General features: G+C 39.9%; 18 protein-coding genes. 17 read left to right on the forward strand and 1 reads right to left on the reverse strand.

Going from position 1 to position 20987, the window contains the following annotated elements; translation table 11 throughout:
• The first annotated feature begins 106 nt into the window (after positions 1-106).
• The 7 genes from R2Q16_RS16090 to R2Q16_RS16120 all read left to right on the forward strand — a co-directional run bounded on the left by R2Q16_RS16090 (position 107) and on the right by R2Q16_RS16120 (position 11901).
• Complete coding sequence (locus tag R2Q16_RS16090) at positions 107-1252, forward strand: FecR family protein (protein ID WP_316738435.1); 1146 nt, start codon at positions 107-109, stop codon at positions 1250-1252.
• Between the two features lie 206 nt (positions 1253-1458).
• Positions 1459-4824, forward strand: a complete 3366-nt coding sequence (locus R2Q16_RS16095) for a SusC/RagA family TonB-linked outer membrane protein (protein WP_316738436.1) — start codon at positions 1459-1461, stop codon at positions 4822-4824.
• A 13-nt stretch (positions 4825-4837) separates the two neighbouring features.
• A complete protein-coding gene (locus R2Q16_RS16100) occupies positions 4838-6307 on the forward strand; it encodes a RagB/SusD family nutrient uptake outer membrane protein (protein ID WP_316738438.1) in 1470 nt (489 codons plus the stop codon).
• Positions 6308-6328: 21 nt separating this feature from the next.
• Entirely contained in the window at positions 6329-7042 is a 714-nt protein-coding gene (locus R2Q16_RS16105; RefSeq protein WP_316738439.1) for a hypothetical protein, read from the forward strand.
• A 131-nt stretch (positions 7043-7173) separates the two neighbouring features.
• Positions 7174-7773 carry a hypothetical protein gene (locus tag R2Q16_RS16110; RefSeq protein ID WP_316738440.1) on the forward strand — a complete coding sequence of 200 codons (600 nt, stop codon included), beginning with the start codon at positions 7174-7176 and terminating at the stop codon, positions 7771-7773.
• Between the two features lie 32 nt (positions 7774-7805).
• On the forward strand, positions 7806-10451 hold the full coding sequence (locus R2Q16_RS16115; protein WP_316738441.1) for an alpha/beta hydrolase family protein: 2646 nt from the start codon (positions 7806-7808) through the stop codon (positions 10449-10451).
• Between the two features lies 1 nt (position 10452).
• Entirely contained in the window at positions 10453-11901 is a 1449-nt protein-coding gene (locus R2Q16_RS16120; RefSeq protein ID WP_316738442.1) for an alpha-N-arabinofuranosidase, read from the forward strand.
• 254 nt (positions 11902-12155) lie between these two features.
• On the opposite strand, the gene R2Q16_RS16125 is transcribed toward R2Q16_RS16120, so the two are convergent.
• Positions 12156-12383, reverse strand: a complete 228-nt coding sequence (locus R2Q16_RS16125) for a hypothetical protein (RefSeq protein ID WP_316738443.1) — start codon at positions 12381-12383, stop codon at positions 12156-12158.
• 500 nt (positions 12384-12883) lie between these two features.
• Between R2Q16_RS16125 and R2Q16_RS16130 the strand changes: the two genes are divergently transcribed.
• The 10 genes from R2Q16_RS16130 (at position 12884) to R2Q16_RS16175 (ending at position 20940) form a co-directional block, all read left to right on the forward strand.
• Entirely contained in the window at positions 12884-14140 is a 1257-nt protein-coding gene (locus R2Q16_RS16130; protein ID WP_316738444.1) for an aminotransferase class I/II-fold pyridoxal phosphate-dependent enzyme, read from the forward strand.
• 35 nt (positions 14141-14175) lie between these two features.
• Complete coding sequence (locus R2Q16_RS16135; protein WP_316738445.1) at positions 14176-14799, forward strand: TetR/AcrR family transcriptional regulator; 624 nt, start codon at positions 14176-14178, stop codon at positions 14797-14799.
• Positions 14800-14865: 66 nt separating this feature from the next.
• Entirely contained in the window at positions 14866-15732 is an 867-nt protein-coding gene (locus R2Q16_RS16140; RefSeq protein ID WP_316738446.1) for an RteC domain-containing protein, read from the forward strand.
• 651 nt (positions 15733-16383) lie between these two features.
• The gene (locus R2Q16_RS16145; protein WP_316738447.1) at positions 16384-17316 is read left to right on the forward strand and encodes a hypothetical protein; all 933 of its coding nucleotides are present in this window, start codon (positions 16384-16386) and stop codon (positions 17314-17316) included.
• Positions 17317-17755: 439 nt separating this feature from the next.
• Entirely contained in the window at positions 17756-18154 is a 399-nt protein-coding gene (locus R2Q16_RS16150) for a hypothetical protein (RefSeq protein WP_316738450.1), read from the forward strand.
• Positions 18155-18159: 5 nt separating this feature from the next.
• Complete coding sequence (locus tag R2Q16_RS16155) at positions 18160-19326, forward strand: relaxase/mobilization nuclease domain-containing protein (RefSeq protein ID WP_316738451.1); 1167 nt, start codon at positions 18160-18162, stop codon at positions 19324-19326.
• A gap of 5 nt (positions 19327-19331) precedes the next feature.
• Complete coding sequence (locus tag R2Q16_RS16160; RefSeq protein ID WP_316738453.1) at positions 19332-19967, forward strand: ParA family protein; 636 nt, start codon at positions 19332-19334, stop codon at positions 19965-19967.
• Entirely contained in the window at positions 19960-20301 is a 342-nt protein-coding gene (locus R2Q16_RS16165) for a hypothetical protein (protein WP_316738455.1), read from the forward strand. Before R2Q16_RS16160 ends, R2Q16_RS16165 begins: the two co-directional genes overlap by 8 nt.
• Positions 20298-20645, forward strand: a complete 348-nt coding sequence (locus tag R2Q16_RS16170) for a hypothetical protein (protein ID WP_316738456.1) — start codon at positions 20298-20300, stop codon at positions 20643-20645. The genes R2Q16_RS16165 and R2Q16_RS16170 overlap by 4 nt, the downstream gene beginning before the upstream one ends.
• Positions 20611-20940, forward strand: coding sequence for a DUF4134 family protein (locus R2Q16_RS16175; protein WP_410478164.1), 330 nt, complete (start codon positions 20611-20613; stop codon positions 20938-20940). Before R2Q16_RS16170 ends, R2Q16_RS16175 begins: the two co-directional genes overlap by 35 nt.
• Positions 20941-20987: the final 47 nt, after the last annotated feature.

Below are 20987 nucleotides of genomic sequence, written 5' to 3' on the forward strand. Positions count from 1 at the left end.
TTTTTATATCTGATAATCAGTTATTTATAAAATAATTGCATTTTTATATCACTTAGAGTAACACCTACAGCCGAGTTAGGGTACTGTCATATATATCAGCAGTATTATGAACCAAAGCCAACATATACTCCGCTTATTAGACAAATATGAGCAAGGCCAGGCAACTCCCCAGGAGCTTTCTGAGCTGGAGCAATGGTACCTGTCTTTTGAAAATAATCCGGACATCCTAGCCGGACTCACCCCAATGCAAAAGATGGGAAGAAAATCTGCGATGTTGAACAGGATCACTACTGAAGTATCAGAAAGACAAGATAATGCTATATATACCCCAAGCATTCGCAGCAATCTTTGGAAGAAGTGGATGGTCGCAGCTAGTATTAGCATATTGTTATTAGCTACTGTTGGAGGATATTTCTGGACAAGAGATACAGAAACTATTGAAATTACCAAAGTACTTAAAGAAGACTTCAAACCTGGAAGCAATAAAGCTACACTGATACTCGCCGATGGTAAAAAAATCATATTAGATAATGCCCAAAATGGGCAGCTAGCTTCTGAGGGAGGGGCGGTCATCACCAAAACAGATGGGAATGTGACCTATCAAAATAATACACAAGCGGAAGCCACCATTAATACCATTAATATACCCAGAGGAGGGGAATATTCGCTTGAATTAGCAGATGGTACCAAGGTATGGCTCAATGCGGCCTCCAGCATTACCTATCCTTCTACCTTCACTGGATCTGCAAGAGAAGTAGAAATCAGTGGCGAAGCCTATTTCGAAGTTGCACATAACGCCAAGCAACCTTTTAGGGTAAAAACCAAAGACCAGACGGTCGAGGTATTAGGAACACACTTTAATATCAATGCTTACGATAACGAAAGCAGCATCAAAACTACTTTACTTCAAGGCTCCGTAGCGGTGGCAACCAGATCAGCAAGAAAAGTCATTCGTCCCGGCGAACAAGCAGAGCTTAAGAACAGTTCGATCAGTATTCATGAAGTAGATCCCGAGCAGGCCATAGCCTGGAAAGAGGGCTACTTCGAATTTGTCGACGCTGATATCCATGAAGTGATGAGACAGTTATCCAGATGGTATGATGTCGATGTCAGCTTCGAAGGCCCAACTACAAAAAAGACCTTTACAGGACGCATCTCTAAATACAGAAACATCAGTAAAGTATTGCAGATTGTGCAATCTTATAAAGATGTCAACTTAACATTTCAGGGAAGGAGGATCATGGTCAGATAAATAACTCAAACAAAAAATAGTCCATGGTCCAAAAATGAAGAAGGCCAGTAGTGGTGGGACACTAACTGGCCGGATGTCGGATCATGTTTATTAGTAGTGAACAAACAAACAAAATAAACCAGACAAGCAAACTTAGGCAATATTGTGACAGAAAACAATATTGAACGGCTTCATCTGCCGCTAGGTCTTGTCGCAAACTAGATGTAATGATCAAACAAATTACCAAACAAAGGCAATGGCCAAACCACCATTACCGACAACTATGGAGAATCATGAGGATAACTACCTTATTCCTAATCATTAGTGTCATGCATGTGACTGCCGCTACCTTCGGACAGAAAGTCTCCCTTAAGGAAAAGCAGACGCCACTATCCAAGGTATTCATCAAAATCAGCAAGCAAACCGGCTATGACTTCTGGTTCAATAGTGATATCCTGAAAGCGACCACTCCTGTAAGTATCGACATCAAAAACGTTGAGCTCAGTGAAGCCCTAAAAATGATTTTTAGGAACCAGCCACTGACTTATTCGATTGAAGATAAAGTGGTAACAGTAAAACCTAAAGAAGAAGTGCAAACCTCTGTCATCACAAATATAATTGATGTTATTGAAGTAAAGGGAAAGGTGGTGGATGAGAATGGGGCGCCCCTCGGAGGGGCTAGTGTTGTATTAAAATCCAACGGAAAGGGTATCATAACTGCTGCTGACGGAACCTTTATATTAAAGGGAATTGAAGACGGAGCATTTTTGGTCGTGATGTACATTGGATTTAACCAAAAGGAACTTAAAGCATCGAGGGAATTGGGGTTAATAAGATTGAGCGTTGCAACAAATGATTTGGATGCCGTCCAGATACAAGGTTACGGAACAACTAGTAGACGTTTAAGCCTTGCAAATATTACTTCTGTAAAAGCAAAAGACATAGAAAATCAAGTGATTAGCAATCCTATATTGGCATTACAGGGCCGGGTGCCGGGATTGAGAATTCAACAATCCAACGGAAACATTGGTGCGTCAATAGATGTAAACATTCAGGGGTTAAGTAGTTTGAAGGGATCCTCAACTCCGTTTTATGTAGTTGACGGTGTTCCGTACCCTGGATCAACAATGCCCGGTACTGGAAATTCCCAAGTCTGGGGTAATCCAACAAATATTTCTTTGCAGGCAGAATCTAGCGGAAATCCGTTGACCTATCTTAACCCTAGCGACATTGAAAGCATCGAGGTCTTGAAAGATGCTGACGCAACCGCGATTTACGGATCCAGAGCAGCGAACGGTGCGATTATCATTACTACAAAGAAAGGTAAGCCAGGCGCATTAACAGTTGATTTCACCGCTCAAAGCGGTTGGGATAAAGTGCCTCAGGTTACTGAATTCGTGAATACAACGCAATATCTGGAGTTAAGACGAGAGGCGTTTGCAAATGCCAACCAGGCAATTACTCCAGGTATTTATGATCTTGACGGGACTTGGGATCAGAATAAGTATACCGATTGGCAAAAGGAATTAATTCGAACGCAGAATTACAGTAATGCCAATCTCTCGGTATCTGGAGGAACAATCACTTCAAATTATAGGGTAGCTTTGACTGCAAATCGTCAAGGAAGCCCCTATGGCAGGGATTTTAGAAATGATAATATTGCCTTGAGTACTTCATTGAATTCAGCTTCCTCCAATCAAAAATTTAAAATGGCACTAGTAGCCAATTATCTAAATGGACACAATAACCTCCCTTCTTTGGGAACAGCTTTGGCTGGCGGCGGCTTTATTCCAATTCTAACACCTAATGCACCAAGTCTCTATAAAGCTGATGGATCTCTAAATTGGGAGTTGGACCAAAGTGGGAATGCGACTTTCACAAACCCATTAGCGTGGTATCTTACTAATCCGTTTGAAGTTAAAACCAACAATCTGACCAGCAACCTTAACCTTTCCTATAACATTCTGGCTGGTTTGAACTTATCTACCAGTGTAGGTTATAATCGAAACCAACAACAAGAGTTTTCCGGGAGTTTACTTGCTGCCTACCCACCTTCTCAACAGATTGATGTTCAGCGAAGTGGCTCATATCGTTATACCCAATCAAACTCGATTAACGTTGAGCCGAAAATATCATATCGATACCAATTTGGTGCACATCGAATAAACGCCATTTTGGTAGCCACTTATATTCGTCGACAAGGTGAAACATCCGGAATTATGGGTGAAGGGCAGAATAGTGATGCGCAGATAAAAAATTTGGCTGCTGCGTCCAGTTTCAGCCAAACTGGAGCATTTTACCAGGAATATAGGAGTAATTCAATCCTAGGTAGGGTAGAATACAGCTATAGAGACAAGTACCTTATTAATCTTTCGGCAAGCAGAGATGGTAGTACTCGCTTTGGGCCAGAAAACCGATTCGGTAATTTTGGATCAATTGCCGCCGGGTGGATAGTTTCAGAGGAGAAGTGGCTAAAAGACAAAGCTAAATGGATTAATTTTTTAAAGATTAGATCAAGTTTCGGTATAACTGGTAGTGATGGAATTGGTGATTATAGTTTTATGGACTTGTTTACTTCAGCTCCAGTTGGTGTTCCCTACCAAGGAATTGTTGGACTCGCGGGTGGGGGACTATTCAATGCAGGATTACAATGGGAAGAGAAGAAATCTTTAAATGTGGGTCTTGAATCCAGCTTCCTTAACGATAGAGTGGGCTTTACTATGAATTACAATAGGAACAGGAGTTCTAACCTTTTGGAGTTTTTATCTTTGCCTGTGACTAGTGGGACGGCTGGAACAGTACTGGTTAATTTTGATGCTGTGGTACAAAATACTGGATGGGAATTAGTACTGACGGGTATTCCGGTTAAAACCAAGAATTTCCAATGGACACTTACTGGCAACCTTACCATCCCAAAAAACAAACTGATATCACTGTCTAACTCAAATCGCATCGGTTTCGGAGCCGATTATAAAATTGGTGAACCATTACGTGCTCCAGTGGTAAGGAATTATCTTGGTGTTAATCCGTTAACTGGATTGGAAGTATTAGAGGATATTAACGGGAACCCTGTTGATAGGGACGGTAATAAATCGCAAATAGCTACCAGCCGTATCATTAATGCCTTGCCATATTATGGCGGCATACAAACTGGTTTTATATTTGGAAGCTTCAGTCTCAACCTATCTTTCGATTTTTTCAAAGGTTTACAGCCACGTTATTTTTATGAAGTTAGTCGCCCTGGTTCAGAGGCTTACAATCAACCTAATTTTGCCTATTCGGCAGACCGATGGCAGTTTCCAGGTGACATCGCAGTGATTCAGAAATATTCGACTGCGCACACCAGTGGTGTGCTTATAGGCACAAGGCAAAACTATGAAGATGCTAGCTATATCAGACTTAATAACGCAGCGCTTTCTTGGAGTGTTCCTACAGGTTGGGCGACCAAACTAGGTTTGAAACGGGCGAGTGTAGGTCTTAACGCGCAGAACATTTACACATTTTCTAGGTACTCCGGCCCGAGTCCTATTACAGGAGCAGCGGCTATTCCACCTACTAGAACCATCGTTATGAATCTCACTGCAAGTTTTTAATAAATAGAAAGAAATGAAAAAAATATATTCCATTTTATCAGTATTAATTATTTCCTCTCAATTCAGCTGTAAAAAGTTACTGGAGATACCTCCACCTCAAACTTCGTTATCAGCAGAAGCTGTTTTTTCTAGCAATGAAACAGCTATTTCAGCAATGACCCAATTGTATGCGCAAGCGTCAAGCTCAAATATCACTCAGGCTAGCTTCTTGGGGCTTTCTGGAATTCCTGGGCTGAGCTCAGATGAGTTACTTAATTTTCGAGGCGCAGGCTCGACTGGCCAGCACTTAACGAATTATAACCGAAATACTCTCTCTGCAATAGCAAGTACCAGTTCAGCGCACCAGTTCTGGGTCGATTTATACGGTAAATATATTTACCGTAGCAATCGCATTATTGAGGGGTTGCAAGCTCAGAAATCCTCAGAAGAGGATCCGAGCTCAAGACTTAGTGCAGCGGTAAAGCGACAACTAATGGGGGAAGCTCTGTTTATAAGGGCATTTTCATATTTCTATTTGATACAAATGTACGGTGATGTACCTTTGTTGACTACTAGTAATTACGAAACGAACTCCACCGCTGGCAGGACAAATAAAGATTTTGTTTATCAGCAGATTGTACGTGATTTAAAAGAGGCAGAAAACAATCTTTCAAATTCCTATGTTGAGGCCGATGTCATAACATCGCATGGTGATACACCCAGAATTAGACCTGTAAAATGGGCCGCCAAAGCACTTTTAGCTAGGGTATATTTGTACATTGGAAATAGTGATGCAGATGCTGAACGAGAATCTAAAGCTGTAATAGGAAATACGAACTTATATGGACTATCTAACCTTGGCGAAATTTTTAAGGCAGGTAGCTTCGAGGCAATCTGGCAATTACAACCAGTGTCCCTTGGATGGAATACGCAGGAGGCGAGAGCATTTATAATTCCGACTAGTGGACCAAGTCCAGATAATTATCCATTTCGTATAAATCCATTATTACTTTCGGCATTCGAGAGTGGAGATAAACGTCGAACTTCTTGGATTAATACGAGAGTCATCGGAACAACCACCTATTATTATCCATATAAGTACAAGATTGCCAACTTGAATGCCGCCGTTGAAGAATATTCTACTGTCTTGCGTTTAGCTGAGCAATATCTGATCTGCTCTGAAGCGCTAGCTAAACAAAATAAAATTTCGGAAGCACAGGTTATGTTGAATGCTGTACGTCACCGTGCTGGACTTAGTGACACGCCAGCTGATACGAAGGAAAAACTTTTAGATGCAATCCTAGCTGAAAGACGAGTAGAATTGTTTTCTGAATTCGGACATCGCTGGTTTGATTTGAAGCGTACGGGTAAGGTAGATGAGGTGATGCGAATTGCTATGCCGCTAAAAGATGGAGGCGAGTGGCAACCATATCAGGCGTATTATCCAATAATGCCCACACAGTTGAACCTTAACCAGAATGTAGCCCAAACACCTGGATATTAACACTCAAATTAGATTTAAATCATGAGAAAATACAAAAAATTATTGCTATTCTTCCTAGTTGTGGCTGGAATGGCTGGATGCAAGAAAAATAGTCCCAATGACATTCCGGTCAAACCACTCGCCGCGCTAACCATTACCAATGCCATTTCCCAAGGAAAATTTGTGCGCCTGAACAACAATGTGATGGATAGTTGCGCTCTGAACAGCTATAAAATATTTACGCTATTAGCGGGTAGTTCATCACAGATAAAAGCTTATGCAAGTAGCTCTCCTAATACGCCATATTTTGAACAAAGCCCGAATGTTGTCAGCGGAGGGATTTATTCCCTCTACCTGACTGGTACACACATCGCTCCAGAAGCAGTATTTGTAAAGGACAATATTCCTCCGTATCCAAAACAGGATGTGGTAAATGTGCGTATCGTTAACCTTTCGTCAAATACTGGACCGGTCAATGTAACTCTCGTATCAGCACCTACCGTAAAAATTTTTAGTAACATAAGTTACAAGAATGTAACAGATTTTATAACTCTACCTCTTCCTATAACAGTGCCATTTGGCACAGATAGATTTCAAATTCGTGATTCTAATGACGCTTTACTATTTACCTATGTACTCGGCGGCGCTGTAAGTCCAACTTCATCCAGACATAGGAATATCACATTGGTCATTCGCGGAATGATAGGCGGAACGGGCACTGATGCATTAGCCGTATTGGGCGTACCACATTATTAATAATAACTGAGGCATGCTGAAGCAGGTTTTCTGACCTGCTTTAGCTACTTCTTTGAAAAAAGATAAACACATAAATGAAGCGTGAAATGAGAACACTAAAACTAATAATGCTGTTGGTTTTACTTCCGGTAATGATTTTTGCACAAAAAGTGATAACAAATGAGCAAAAGATTATAAATGAGGAAATCAACCCACTAATTTATACTGATACTTCACTCAAACAACCTTTGTCGGTTGAGCCAAATTGGAAAAAATTACAGAAAAGTATTTCCAAAAAATACAAGGATATTGATGCAGTAAAGGTAATAAATGGTAGCAAAATAAGATTCTACAAAATCAAAAATAACTGGGATCAATTTGCGGATGCTTATTTAACTAATCTTGAGAAATATGAACAGGTTAACAAAATGGTCAGCCATAGACAGCTAAGTTGGTCCGTAAATAATACGTTATATAGTATTTTCAAAAATGTAAGCAAGAAAAAACTGCTGCTCCGTAGTGCTACGCAATCAAGAAAAATTGTTGATAATCCGAATTCAGTCAAGCCAGGAGAACCAAGTGAACAATATTCAGCAAACAATATTGATACCTATGCAAACCTCTTGTACAAGGCAGGTAATCTGAAACAAGCTATCAAATGGCAAAAGAAAGCTGTTAGGTATACAAATGGCAATGAAAAGGAATTTAATGCCAACCTAAAAAAAATGCAAAAAGGTGAGAGGACATGGTAATGAACGGTAGGATTTTCTCATTTATGCTTTTTATGGCATTCATTCTTCTAAATTGTTCTGTTTCATTTGCACAAAGAAAGCCAATCATTGATGTGCAAGCAATTAAAATTTGGCCAGAGGTCTCAAAAGATGAGGTTTTTATCAGCGCTAGAGGTAAATATGTATCCTATGTTGTCCGCTCAAAATTTCAATCTGAGCTTATCACAAAGTCAATTAAGAATGATCAAGTGAAATCAATGAATGGTTCTATTTACCAACCTTGCATGTTCGTGGGGGATGAATATTTTCTGTTCAAAAAACAAGACTCCCTATTTGTTCTAGACCTTAGAACATTTTCAATAAAGTACCTTACGTTGTTGACCGGCAGTGTAGAACGACAATTTGGTAACACTTATGAGGTAAGATTGCGGGAAATTTCAGCGAATGGAACAAACGAGACGGTTATTCTAGACTTAAAAACCGGGATCCGTAGACAAGTGGCTAACGCAATCCGAAGAGACGAAGATTTATTATTAAAAACGAATGCTCAGGGAATAAATTCTGTGTGGATAAGTGATAAAAGTGGAAACCTTATAAAGACAGGTGACGACAGAACACTTCAGGCAACTAAGGGGTTAAAAATAAATGCGGTGAATGGAATCCTACCATCCGGCGCATTGAATCTAACGCTATCTAGGGTTTCTAAAGATCTTATTTCAGAATCGCAGAAACAAAGTGGTAGCAAAGTGAAACTGACTCTATGGAGTTACACCGACCGAAATTTTCAGGCACAGCAGGAGAAAAGCTATGTCGAAAAGCCAAAAATCTATCAAGCATTCATGCTACGCAAAAGTGGTGAAATTGTGCAGGTTGAAGATGAAAGGTTTGGCTGTAAAGATATTAGTGGGGTAGGCTGGTTAGTTTATGATAAGCGTAACATCGAAAACATTTCCACTAACCCCTTCAGAGAACGGATACACTACTATAGTCACCTAGTTTTTAGTGACGGTAAGAAGATCGAGCTCAGTAATTTAGATTCTACAGCTCATAAAGAGTTTTATATGATCTCGTCAAATAGTAGATATTTGGTTTACTTCAACTATACTGTAGGGAACTATTACAGCTATGATGTTCGTAACCGGAAAACAATTAACCTTACTCAAGGCCTTTTAGGGTTTAGATCTAAAGCAGGCGTTGATACCTATAATTCCCGTCCTTCACATGACATTAACTTCCATGACCCTGATCCAGTATCTGGTATTTCTACGATCACGGCTAATGATAGGAGCCGTTATGTTATTAGTGATGGCTATGACTTCTGGAAACTGGATCCTTCCGGAAAAAATGCTCCGATCTGCTTAACCAATCACTATGGAAGAAAAAATAATATTGTGTTTCGAATTACCCTTGAAGGATTAACCGGAAAGATTATTAAATGGGGCGATAAGATTTTATTCAGAGGTTTTAATTCTTTAACTAAAGAAGATGGTTTTTTTGCGTTATCCTTGGAAAAGTCAATGACACCTGAAATGATTGTTTATGATCATGCAATGATTTCGATGGCGACAGGGCCTATTCATCCTGTAAAGGCAAGTAATGCGAATGTGCTGCTATATGCGAAATCTTATGCAAATAAATCTGTGAACTGGTTTATTACTGATGGAAAAATTGAACAGCAGATCAGTGATGTATGCCCAGAGAAAAATTATAACTGGATGACTTCAGAATTGATCAACTGGAAATCAGAAAACGGTTTTCCTCTTCAAGGGATTTTGTATAAACCGGAAGATTTTGACGCCAACAAAAAGTATCCTATGATTATCAACTTCTATGAGATGAAATCCGATCTTTTACACGAATTCCATAAGCCGGGATACATTTTTGCTGATATTGACATTCCATGGCTGGTGAGTAGGGGATACCTAGTTTTTCTGCCCGATATGAAGTTTAGGCTTGGTGAGGCAGGGAAGAGCGCTCTGGAAGCACTTGAATCAGGTACGGACGAACTTTGTACAAGGCCTTACATTGACAAAAAACATATTGGCATCGCAGGACATTCTTTCGGAGGTTTCGAATCCGCGTATTTTGTTACCCATACAACGCGCTATAAAGCCGCTTTAGTAAGCGCAGCAATCACTGATGTTATAGCTAGATATAATAATCCATCGGGAGGATTGGGAAGCGAATCTGGTTCTCAGACTGTGGAGTGGTCGCAAGGTGGTATCGGGACCACACTATGGGACAGACCTGAGCAGTTTATCGAGAATTCGGCGATTTTCAACCTGGATAAGGTGACTACCCCGGTCCTTATGATGCATAATGATAAAGATAATGCAGTTCCTTTTTCTCAAGGGTTAGAAATGTTCTCTGGATTGTATCGTTTGGGTAAGCCAGCGTGGCTGTTACAATATGAGGGAACTGGGCACATTTTAAATCAGGGTGGTAATGAAGAAACTAAGCTTGATTTCACAACTAGAGTTACTCAGTTTTTTGATCATTACCTAAAAGGTGCTCCCGCACCCTTATGGATGCTTGACGGCATCCCATTCAAAGATAGAGGAAAAAAGACCGGGCTTGAACTCGGCACACTTGGACGAACCCCTGGTAAGAGTCCCTTAGTCAGTGATGTAGAACAGAAATTGATCGACGAATATTCAAAGATTCCATTGAGCGAAAAACTTAAACGATTGAAGGATTGATATGAGAAGTATATTAAGCACTTTTCTTTGTGCGCTAGGGCTGGGAGCTTTTGCTCAGACCGCCAAAATAGAAATTTTTGCTGATGCTGATGCACCTGTAATCAATCGGCATATCTATGGATTTTTCACAGAGCACATCGGTCGAGGGGTATATGATGGCTTTTATGGCAGAGAAGGGGCAAGGAAAGATGTTGTAGATGCTCTATCAAAGATTACTCCAGCCAATATACGCTGGCCTGGTGGCAGGTTTGCAGAAGACTATCACTGGAGGGATGGAATTGGTAATATTTCGTCGCGTCCAATACGCGTCAATAAGCATTGGGGCAATGTATTTGAGAGTAACCGTTTCGGAACCGAAGAGTATCTAGAATTCTGCAAGAAAGTTGGATCCGAGCCAATCATTGTGGCTAACGTACAGACCGGAACTACTAAAGAGATGGTGGAATGGCTAAGATACCTTAAAGGGCGAACTGCTTATTGGCATATAGGAAACCAGAGTTGGGCATATACTGATTCACTGGGCTATGTGTCAAAGTTTGTAGAATACGCTAAGGCCTCTAGGAATATGGTAGGTGGAAAGAAGCTGAAATTAATTGCTGTTGGTCCCGGGCGTGATAATGTGAAATGGACGAAAGCGATGATGATAAGGCTGCCCCTAAATGAGGTCTGGGGATTATCGTTCCACCACTATGTTTTTCCAATGGATGCTAGCGGCAAGTATGCCAAATCTTCCTCGGATTTTGATGAACAGGAGTATTTTAGTGCCATATCGCAGAGCCTCGGTATGGATTCATTAATCAAACAGCACACCAATATCATGGATGTATATGATCCCGATAAAAAAGTTGCACTGGTGATAGGTGAATGGGGTGTGAGAGTGAAGGACTCATTGGCGATGGCGAAACATGGCAACGTGTTTCAATACGGGGCCCTGCGTGATGCACTTTGTGCGGCCACCATGTTGAATGTGTTCAATAATAATTCGGATAGAGTGAGGATGGCCAATCTCGCACAGACAGTTAATGTGCTCCACTCGGTGATCTTGACCGAGGGGGATAAGACGTTAAAGACCCCTACATATTATGTATTCAACCTGATGAAGGTACATCAGGATGCCAAACTAGTGCCATTGAAAATTTCAAGTCCGAAATATGCATTTAATGGGAAATCCATGGATGCGGTGAATGCCTCCGCATCATTAAAAGAGGGTATATTGAATATTACCCTTGTAAATGCTGATCCAGAACATTCCATTGAAATTGCAGTACCAGTTGGAGAATCCAAGGTCAGTGCCAAATTACTTACTGGTAACAGTTTCACTTCAATGAATGAATTCGGTAAAGCAGAGGCTGTTAAATTGATAACGTTTACAGACTTCAAGAAGAAAGACGGAGAGCTAATAATTAGATTACCGACAAAGAGTATCGTGCAGATGAGTTTCTTGAAATAATTACTGCCTATGACGTTGGCTCATAACGAGCTTAATTAAACTTGAGTTTTTGGTACCGTTATAATGAAAATGAAGGGGCCTAGTTGCAGGATTGCACAGGCCCTTTTAAATTATTTAATTGAAATAGTTTACAACTGATGAAACCTATGCTCGCAATTATCAAAAGATTTAGAAACGAGCTCATACCCTACAGTTCCTATAAGAAATAACACCTATATTTCTTGACAACAAGAAATTTATCGTCAGACCGAGAATTACGGTCTGACATATTTCCCCATGCCCCTATCGGTCATAAAGTTTACGTATTCATAAAGCATTCGGTGGTTAAATCCTTCAAGGTTTAGGATTTGCCTGCCGTTTAGGGCTAAAAGTTGAGAGGTGGTGATGAGCATAAGCCCGTTACAAAGCGATTTAAATTCTAAAGAAAAGCTTTCTTCTTCGCAGATGATAAAATTTGTGGTTGATTGGATATTACAGGGCATATTAGTTTTCATTTGTTCAGCGCCCCGTTACTGAAGGTTTCAATCATGCAAAAATAGCGCGGGGCAATTAGCCATCCGTCACCTGAGGCTCGCTAAAGCCCGACAAACAAGATAAACTAACGCCCACACGCTATTGCGAGGAGCGGTTAGCATATTTATCTCATTTGTCATTTTTGATTTAGCGATTTCAGGTGACAAGTTAAATAGCTACCACTACAGGTACTTTATATGTATTTAAATTTCTTTTTTATGCCATATTTTAATATTGGTCGATGCAAATATACAAATCTTTGGCCTAGAGAAACAAAAGTTCGCAATATACACCGAGAATACACCAGCTACTTGCTTTTAGGTAAAAGCAGTCTCTAAATACAATTCAGTAATGTTTTTGACAAATGTCAACAACCTGAAACAAGCCTGTCCAATTTTAGCCCCCAGCTAATTCCCCACTTGTGAAATATATCTGCCATAGCTTTGCTTCAAATAAATAAAAACAAACTATGGAGATTAATTTCGAGACCGCGACATTCAAAGAATTTGAAAACATCGCCGGCATGGATCCTTTCGAAAGGGCCAAACTATTTGACAACTACTCAAGATTTAAAAGACAACGCGGACAGCTCAACTACCGCTTCAAAGCCCTAAGCGGATGCGGACCAGAGATGGAAATGGATTTATTGGGCAATAAACACAAGAGCTTTGTCTCCCTGGTATCAAACGACTATCTAGGATTTACCCAGCATCCAAAAGTTAAACAGGCAGCATTGGCGAGTATCGAGAAATATGGATCAGGCGCTGGCGCATCACCAGCCATCGGAGGACATTTCTCCTACCATGAAAACCTGGAGCAGAAGATCGCAAGCTTTTTTAAACGCGATGCAGCCATAACCTTTACCACAGGATATACCGCTAATAGCGCATCGCTTCAGTGCATGCTCAAAAAAGAAGACTTGGCTATTTTAGATATGGCAGTACATACCAGCGTTTATGAAGGTTGCCAGCTTACAAACGTTAAAACATTCCCACATAACAACTTAGAAGCCCTGGAACATGTACTTAAATCATCAAAAGACAAATACAGAACACGAATGGTCGTTATCGACGGCGTTTATTCCCAGGATGGTGATTTAGCACCCTTGAAAGAAATCAATGTACTCTGTAAAATGTATGGCGCCTATTTAATGGTCGATGATGCTCATGGAACAGGAGTGGTGGGTAAGACAGGAAGAGGGGTGATAGAAATGCACGACCTGTATAAGGAAGTGGATATCATTACCGGTACATTTTCGAAGACCTTCGCCCATGTTGGTGGATACCTGGTCGCAAGCCCAGAGCTCGTGCATTACCTTAAATTCCAGTCCCGCCAGCATATCTTCTCAGCTACAGCATCACCGGCATCAGCCTGCATCAGCAAAGCCATAGAGCTTATCGATGAAGAGCCGCAATGGATGGATAAGTTATGGGACAATATCGATTACCTAAAAACAGGACTAAGTTCCCTAGGACTAGAGATTGGGCCAACAGAATCTGCTATAATACCAGTTAAGATTGGAAACCATGTGCTTAACTCAGAGATATGCTCAATGCTACTTGAAGCTGGGGTTTACACAAATCAAATCAATTACCCGGCAGTATCCAAAAAAGATGCAAGGATTAGAATGAGCGTAATGGCCAGCCATGACCATAGTCAGCTAAACAAAGTACTTAATGCATGGGAGTGGGTGATCTCGAAGAAAGAGATACCGCTAAATAAATAAGATACATCTACCTAAACGAAAAACATAAACATTAGATGAAGGAACCTTCAAAAAGAAATAAGCTTAAAACCAAAGAAGATTTCAAAGATGCAGTATCGAGAATGCTTAGAACCAAAGGCTTCCCCTATATTAAGAACAATAAAATAGCTAAAGAGATTGAAAAGGATAAAAGATTACTCTCGCATCATTTCGATGGGGTTAATGGTCTAGTCAAAGACTTTATTAAGGACAAAGATTATTGGTCTAAGCTCTTTGAAAATTTCAATCAACCAAACCTTGGTTCTTTAGAGCTTAAAGATTTGTTTATATCCATGATGCAGGAAAACTTTGAGATTTTTGGCAGGGATGAGGAGATGCAGAGTATCATACGTTGGCAGATTTCAGAAGAGAATAAAGTTTTGAAAGAAATCTCAGACCAAAGAGAAGAAGCTGGAGCAAAACTTATGGCCTTGACAGACCCGATATTTAAAGGGACGGGCATTAATTTCCAGTGCCTGATGGCTATTATCCTCGGCGGCAGCTATTACATCATACTGCATTCAGATAAAAATAAAAGTGTGGTTTGCGGAGTGGATATCAAAAGGGAAGAAGACCGTAATGATTTTATCAGAACTATCGGTCAGATACTGGATTGGGCCTGGAGCGCTGCAAAGAGTTGAAAGATGTTTGTTTGGTTACCGGAGCCCTTCGGGGCCCGGTTTTTTTATGCTTTAAATTTAGAGAAGATGAAGCTAAGTTATATAAATGACCTCTACAGAAAATTGGAGAAAAAGATTGAAATCGTTAAATCACCAAGTACAAAATCCAGCCAAAGTATACTGGCAGAAATACTTTCAGCAGTTGCAGAAGCTTTAGGCCAAATAAAATCCCATATTTTGGAAAAAGGATTTGAGTCCGAAGAAGAAGAAATCCTATTCTTCAAAGAGCTTAAACCAAAATTTTATTCCCTGTCTATATATTACAATGAAGAACATAATATCATAAACGCATTACCCCAGGATACCTTAAAAGTCCAAAGGGATTATTACCAGAAAGAGCTAGAATATATCCATCGCCATTTTGAGCAGCAGTCTTTTCTGTATGGATATTTCAAAAGGGGAGAGACGTCTATGGATTTAAAATACTTTACCAGAGCTTTTAACAGCATATTTGATTTGGCTACCGGAATTGCAGATAGGGAGTTTTCTACAAGAGAAGATTATGCATTTTCAAAGTTTATTGCTTTTGAAAACCTGCGGGCAGTTATCCTTCGAAAATTAAAATCTATTGATATTGAATTGCAAGCGCCACTTATCCGCGCTTCTGAGGTTAAGATATTACAGTGGACAGACTCCAAAGTCCATTTGGTTGAGTTGGTATATGCCCTGTATTTAAGTGGCAGTATAAATGACGGGAAAGCGGACCTTTGTGATATAGTGGCCTGGCTCGAGCAATCGTTAAACATTAGCTTAGATGATTATAATAGAAAGTTTATCGACATCTCTAGGCGAAAACTCACTCGAAAGGCCAATTATATTGAATCCTTAAGAGATGCGGTGGAAGAGTTTATTGATAATAATAGCCGGTATGGAAGTGGCCAGAAGGTGAAATAATATTTTCGGATATCAGCAATATTGTTGATAGGATATCAAAGAAACCTTATCTTTATCTCAGCTCATCCTTCCAGAATAGGAGATTTTGAGTTTCAAGGCTCGATGCATCAAGAAATGCACCGAGCCTTGCGGTTTTTAAGGGTTTTGGTGCTCAAAATTTAATCTTGACATTTAATACATTAAAACGGTTGTCGAGCTAATTTTTTTGGGATGATATTTAAATATTTCAGTCCTTGAATCATGCTCAAAGATAGCTTTCAAGTATTTCAGCTTCCTATATCCCAAATCACAGCCAATATTCATTCTTGCCATACTCAGAGCATGCTTTTCCTAAAAAACGCTCACAATGGTTTCACTTTGTGAAATAAGATTTCTGCATCTATGGAATTTTGACCTGTAGCAAATCGCTAAAGGTCTTTGACATACAGGAAAGAATTATTATCCATCGAGAGGTGGAAATTATGCGAAGCCTTGAGATAACGTCAAAAAGGTGAAAACGCATGGGCAGGCCAAAGCGCCAGGATCGTAGGATCTTACTTGAGTATTTCCGGAAATTATAAAGATTACCTGCATAAGCATTTTGGCAGGTCAATCTATAGAAAGGGGCAATTGCCCCTTTTCTGTTTTATAGAGGTTCTAATCTGGCTAACTATGAATATTGAAAATACTATAAGAGAAATTAAAGACCAGATATCTATCCTAAGCTTTTTGAAAAATTTAGGTCATAAACCAGTTAAACAGATAGGCAAAGAACATTATTTCAAAAGTATTTTCAGGAATGAGCATACAGATTCTTTGGTAGTCAATGAAGAACTTGAAGTCTGGTTTGACCGGGGCGGGCGCAATGCCTCCGGGATAAGGGGAGGGACAATAATAGATATAGCTTTAGCCTATTGGTATCCGGTTTCCCTGGAGATTGCAATTCAAAAAATAAAAGAGACAATGGCTGATATTACGCTAAAAAAAGTCAAATCCAGACACCGGAAAAAATTACCCGTCTTGAATAGGAGATATGTTATACGGGAGATTAAAGAGATTACGCGGAACCCATCAATATTTAGCTTTCTACTATGCCGGGGTGTATGGACTGTTGCAGATGAATGCTTAAAGGAAATACACTACCAGGTAGCAGGATTGGCTCAATCAAATAAGAGTTTTTATGCCGCTGGATGGCAAAATGAAAATGGAGGCTGGGAGATTAGAAATAAGTATTTTAAAGGCTGCCTGGGCACCAGGGGGCTAACATTTATTGCATCAAATAGCTCAAGATTACTATTATTCGAAGACTATTTTGATTATTTGACCTGGAGATTTTATCATGAAGACGAGCCTGCTGATATTATTGTTTTAAACAGTTTATCTCTGCTAGGTGCCGCTATCAAGCGGTGTAAAGCTTACGCAGAAATAGAAATTTATTTTTCTAATGATGTGAGTGGAAAAGAGGCTAGCCTTAAAGTTACCGGAATTTACCCCAGCGCAAAAGACTGTTCCTTAGAATATAGAGGTTACAATAATTACAATGAAATGCTCATGAGCAGCATAAAAAAAATAACGGGGGGTGGATTTAATTTAAACCGCCTTTAGATAGTTTAATAGCTATCATGATAGATATTCATCTATTCAACTATTTAGATAGCTATATATCCAAATAGCTAGCTATTTAGACTAGTGCAGGGGCAATTTGTTTATCCCCAAAGAAAATAATTATTCTAGAAATTTCTTGCCATAATTAATTTAAGCTTTAAGTCAGGTCATGCGGGATATCTACATATTCCGATATCTAACTATCTAGATAAGCCAAATTTCCACCGAAAGAAAAAAATCTAGTTGCGACGATTTTTTCATCCAAACAGGCAGGCTATCAAAGGCCGCCAGGTTTGGCAAGTTGAATGTTTTTGGGGTACCCAAAAACACAACTTGCAGGATGCAAAGCGCATAATTGCTGTTCCAGAAAGCAGCTTTAAACAATGCTATAAACCTTCTTATGAGTCCGGATATCTAGATAAGCCAAAACGCTAAGCTAATGAAAAAACAAGGTAGACCAGGTTTAGGAGAAGAAAAAAGAGTGCATATTATTAAAGCAAAACTTACAGGAGATGAGCTTATTGAGCTGCAAAAAATCGAGGATAAACTTGGGATGAACCGGTCGGATTTAATCAGGTTCAGGCTTTTTTCTCAGTCTAAACAATTGCTTATTGACTCCTCTGAGTTACTGGATTCCTTGAATAAAATAGGGGCTGAGCTCGGCAGAAGTGGAAATAATATCAACCAGTTATCCAGGCATACGAATGTCTTATTCAAAAGGGGTGAGATAAAAAGCTTCGATCATGAATACTTCATAAAGCTGCTTACCAAACATTATAGGCTAAGGGTTGAATTAGAGAAGGCCTTGCGCGGCTTGCTGAAGACCGTCAAAAATTAAGCTAAATGATAGTTAAAATCCTTCGGAATGCAGCTAGCTTCAAAGGGGTTAGTTATAACTACAACAAAATAGAAAAGAAAAAAGGCGAGCTTATCAAAGCCGTAAATTTTAGTTTAGTGCAAGGCCTGTCAAATCCAAAGCCAGCAGATTATATCAATTACCTGAAAGCCTATTCATCTAAAAATACCAGAATTAAATTGCCCCAGTTCCATGCAGCACTTTCTTGCAAGGGAAGGAGTATGGATAAAGTAGAACTTACCGAAATGGCCGAGAAATGGCTCGAGGGCATGGGCTATGCAAGGCAGCCTTACCTACTGATATTTCATTCCGATACAGCCAATAACCATATCCATATGGTTAGTACCCGCGTTGACATAGATGGAAGAAAAATTAAAGATTCTTTCGAGCGCATCAGGGCATATGAAGTGTTAAAATCCATCGAAAAGGTAAAAGACCAAGATGTTGCCATAAAAGATAGGAACAAGATTTTTGATTACGGCTTTTCTACCATCGCCCAGGCTAGGCTGCTTTTAGAGCTTAAAGGTTATTCCACGGCAGAAAAGAATGAACACATCAGATTTTCTAAATATGGCCTCTTGCAGTTTGAAATATCAAAGGAAAAGCTCCTAATACATGCTGAAAATAGAATAATTGATAAAAAAAGGCAATTACAAATCAAGTCTATAATCGAGAAATACAAAGAAACATTTAACAGGGAGCTTAATCCAGTCCATGAAAAGCTACCCGGCGCGGTCAACGGAAAGCTTACCGGGTACCACTCTGCGCTTACCGACATGCTGGGAGAGAAGTTTGGTTTAAAATTCATATTCCATTTTTCTGGCTCAAGACCTCCTTATGGATATACATTAATTGATGAAGCAAAAAAACAGGTGTACAAAGGTTCAGAAATTATGAAGCTTAATCAGCTCGTAACCGGAATAGAAATCAGCCAAATAGAATCAATATCAGCAGCCTCCAAAACTGCAGAACGGTTGAAAGAAATTTTAGCGTCAGGAATATTCCCTTCGCTCACCAATTCTGAAGAGAGTGAAGAGCTTGATTGGACAGGCACCCTTCGGATGGATATCGATATCGCAAGCGATGTTGATGATGAACAGGTTTATGGCCAGAAGAGAAAGAAACAAAAAGGTATGGATAAAAACAGAAGGTAAAAATTATGAGAATACTTATCGGAAATCAGAAAGGCGGTGCTGGTAAATCCACACTCACTTTGCTGCTCGCCAATTACCTGGCCATTGAAAAAAGAAAAGAAGTGCTGGTATTAGATTTAGATTACCAGGCCTCGATATCAGTAAAATCCGAGAAAGCAAAGCTGCTGGAAAATCCTGCACCGTATGAGGTGATACATGGGGAGCTCGCTAGTTATCCCGAAATGCTTAAAACCTTAGAGCGATACCATAACCAATTGGTCATAATCGATTTACCAGGCAAGATGGATGATGATGCCTTAATCCCGGTAATCCTATCAGGCGATCTTATTATCTGCCCGTTTAATTATGATGAATTTTCAGTTGATTCTTCGCTGATTTTTGCCATGGTATGTGCCCGGATAAATTGCTGTGCTAAAATTATATTCCTGCCTAACCGGATAAAGACAACAGTAAGGTATGAGACCCGCGCTCAAGTAGATAAAGCTTTGGAAAATCTTGGAGTAGTCTTTCCAGAGATTCCAGATCGAATTGACTTCCAAAGGGTAAGTACAATTCAAACGCCCCTAATACTCCGGCCATTAGTCGAGAGAGTTTTGGAACGCGTTTATAAGGAATATATTAACCCAGCAGCAGATGGATAGCATCAAATCCCTGGCAGATGAGCTGCGCCAGAACATTAAAGAAAGGGAAGGTGCTAGTCCTCAAAAAATAGCTAAAATCGGCGCGGAGGCCAAAACGCCCATTAGCAGTAAAATAGAGAAAAAATTAAATACCATCCGGGCTTGTGAGATTACTGGAGAACAAAAGATAATGATCAGGTTAGACCAGTCAACGCTGGACATCATTCGGGCTTTCAAAATGGTCAGCGGAATAGAGATGACCAGGCTTATTGTATTTTCATTGAGAGCCTACATCGAAGATAATCCATGGGTGGTCGAGTATATAAAAGAAGAAATAAAAAATAAGAAAATATGACTTGGAGAGAATTTCTGGTAGCTATAGCTGCTTTTTATTTGGTGTATTACACCATGAACATTATTTATGATTTACTCTGCACTCCCACAGCGGAAGAAAAAGCCCTAGGAGATGAGGCTCTATATTTTACAGAGCACATCCCGCCAGAGTTAATCCTCCCGTCCGAAGATAAGGCATCAGAAGCAGAATCAGATAATCCAGCAAATATCTCAAACGGAGAAAGTGTCGCTATCCCAGGCTTTTCTTCAGGCCCAATCCAAGCATCAGGCGGCGTTTCCATGAAAGAGATGATTGGCCTGGCTAAAGCAAATGCATTTGAATTTACAAAAGCCATTCCTTATTAATATGCTCAAGAGATGCATTGTAATTTTTGCTTTGAGCTTACCCGTTTACGGCTTTTCCCAGCCCGGAATTGCTGAGTTTTATGCAGCAGGCGCTCAGGTCAAAGGATGGTATTATAGCCTTTCAGATCTTATTCTGGTCATTGGCGCTATAGCGGGTATCATTGGAGGCCTTCGCGTTTATTCAAACTGGCAGATGGGAAAATCCCATATCGATGCCCAGGTTATGGCCTGGTTTTTCTCCTGCATTTTTCTTTCCTTAATCAGTGCCTTTCTAAAAAGTTTATTTGGACTGTAATATCAGTCCGCATGCCAGCTTAAATGAAATCAGCCAACCATCAAAAC

The sequence above is a fragment of the Pedobacter aquatilis genome (genome assembly GCF_032678425.1).
GTDB lineage: Bacteria > Bacteroidota > Bacteroidia > Sphingobacteriales > Sphingobacteriaceae > Pedobacter > Pedobacter aquatilis_B.

Coding starts and splice junctions, on each gene's coding strand:
- R2Q16_RS16090 (WP_316738435.1), top strand. CDS start 107: ATGAACCAAAGCCAACATATACTCCGCTTATTAGACAAATATGAGCAA.
- R2Q16_RS16095 (WP_316738436.1), top strand. CDS start 1,459: ATGATCAAACAAATTACCAAACAAAGGCAATGGCCAAACCACCATTAC.
- R2Q16_RS16100 (WP_316738438.1), top strand. CDS start 4,838: ATGAAAAAAATATATTCCATTTTATCAGTATTAATTATTTCCTCTCAA.
- R2Q16_RS16105 (WP_316738439.1), top strand. CDS start 6,329: ATGAGAAAATACAAAAAATTATTGCTATTCTTCCTAGTTGTGGCTGGA.
- R2Q16_RS16110 (WP_316738440.1), top strand. CDS start 7,174: ATGATTTTTGCACAAAAAGTGATAACAAATGAGCAAAAGATTATAAAT.
- R2Q16_RS16115 (WP_316738441.1), top strand. CDS start 7,806: ATGGCATTCATTCTTCTAAATTGTTCTGTTTCATTTGCACAAAGAAAG.
- R2Q16_RS16120 (WP_316738442.1), top strand. CDS start 10,453: ATGAGAAGTATATTAAGCACTTTTCTTTGTGCGCTAGGGCTGGGAGCT.
- R2Q16_RS16125 (WP_316738443.1), bottom strand. CDS start 12,383: ATGCCCTGTAATATCCAATCAACCACAAATTTTATCATCTGCGAAGAA.
- R2Q16_RS16130 (WP_316738444.1), top strand. CDS start 12,884: ATGGAGATTAATTTCGAGACCGCGACATTCAAAGAATTTGAAAACATC.
- R2Q16_RS16135 (WP_316738445.1), top strand. CDS start 14,176: ATGAAGGAACCTTCAAAAAGAAATAAGCTTAAAACCAAAGAAGATTTC.
- R2Q16_RS16140 (WP_316738446.1), top strand. CDS start 14,866: ATGAAGCTAAGTTATATAAATGACCTCTACAGAAAATTGGAGAAAAAG.
- R2Q16_RS16145 (WP_316738447.1), top strand. CDS start 16,384: ATGAATATTGAAAATACTATAAGAGAAATTAAAGACCAGATATCTATC.
- R2Q16_RS16150 (WP_316738450.1), top strand. CDS start 17,756: ATGAAAAAACAAGGTAGACCAGGTTTAGGAGAAGAAAAAAGAGTGCAT.
- R2Q16_RS16155 (WP_316738451.1), top strand. CDS start 18,160: ATGATAGTTAAAATCCTTCGGAATGCAGCTAGCTTCAAAGGGGTTAGT.
- R2Q16_RS16160 (WP_316738453.1), top strand. CDS start 19,332: ATGAGAATACTTATCGGAAATCAGAAAGGCGGTGCTGGTAAATCCACA.
- R2Q16_RS16165 (WP_316738455.1), top strand. CDS start 19,960: ATGGATAGCATCAAATCCCTGGCAGATGAGCTGCGCCAGAACATTAAA.
- R2Q16_RS16170 (WP_316738456.1), top strand. CDS start 20,298: ATGACTTGGAGAGAATTTCTGGTAGCTATAGCTGCTTTTTATTTGGTG.
- R2Q16_RS16175 (WP_410478164.1), top strand. CDS start 20,611: ATGCATTTGAATTTACAAAAGCCATTCCTTATTAATATGCTCAAGAGA.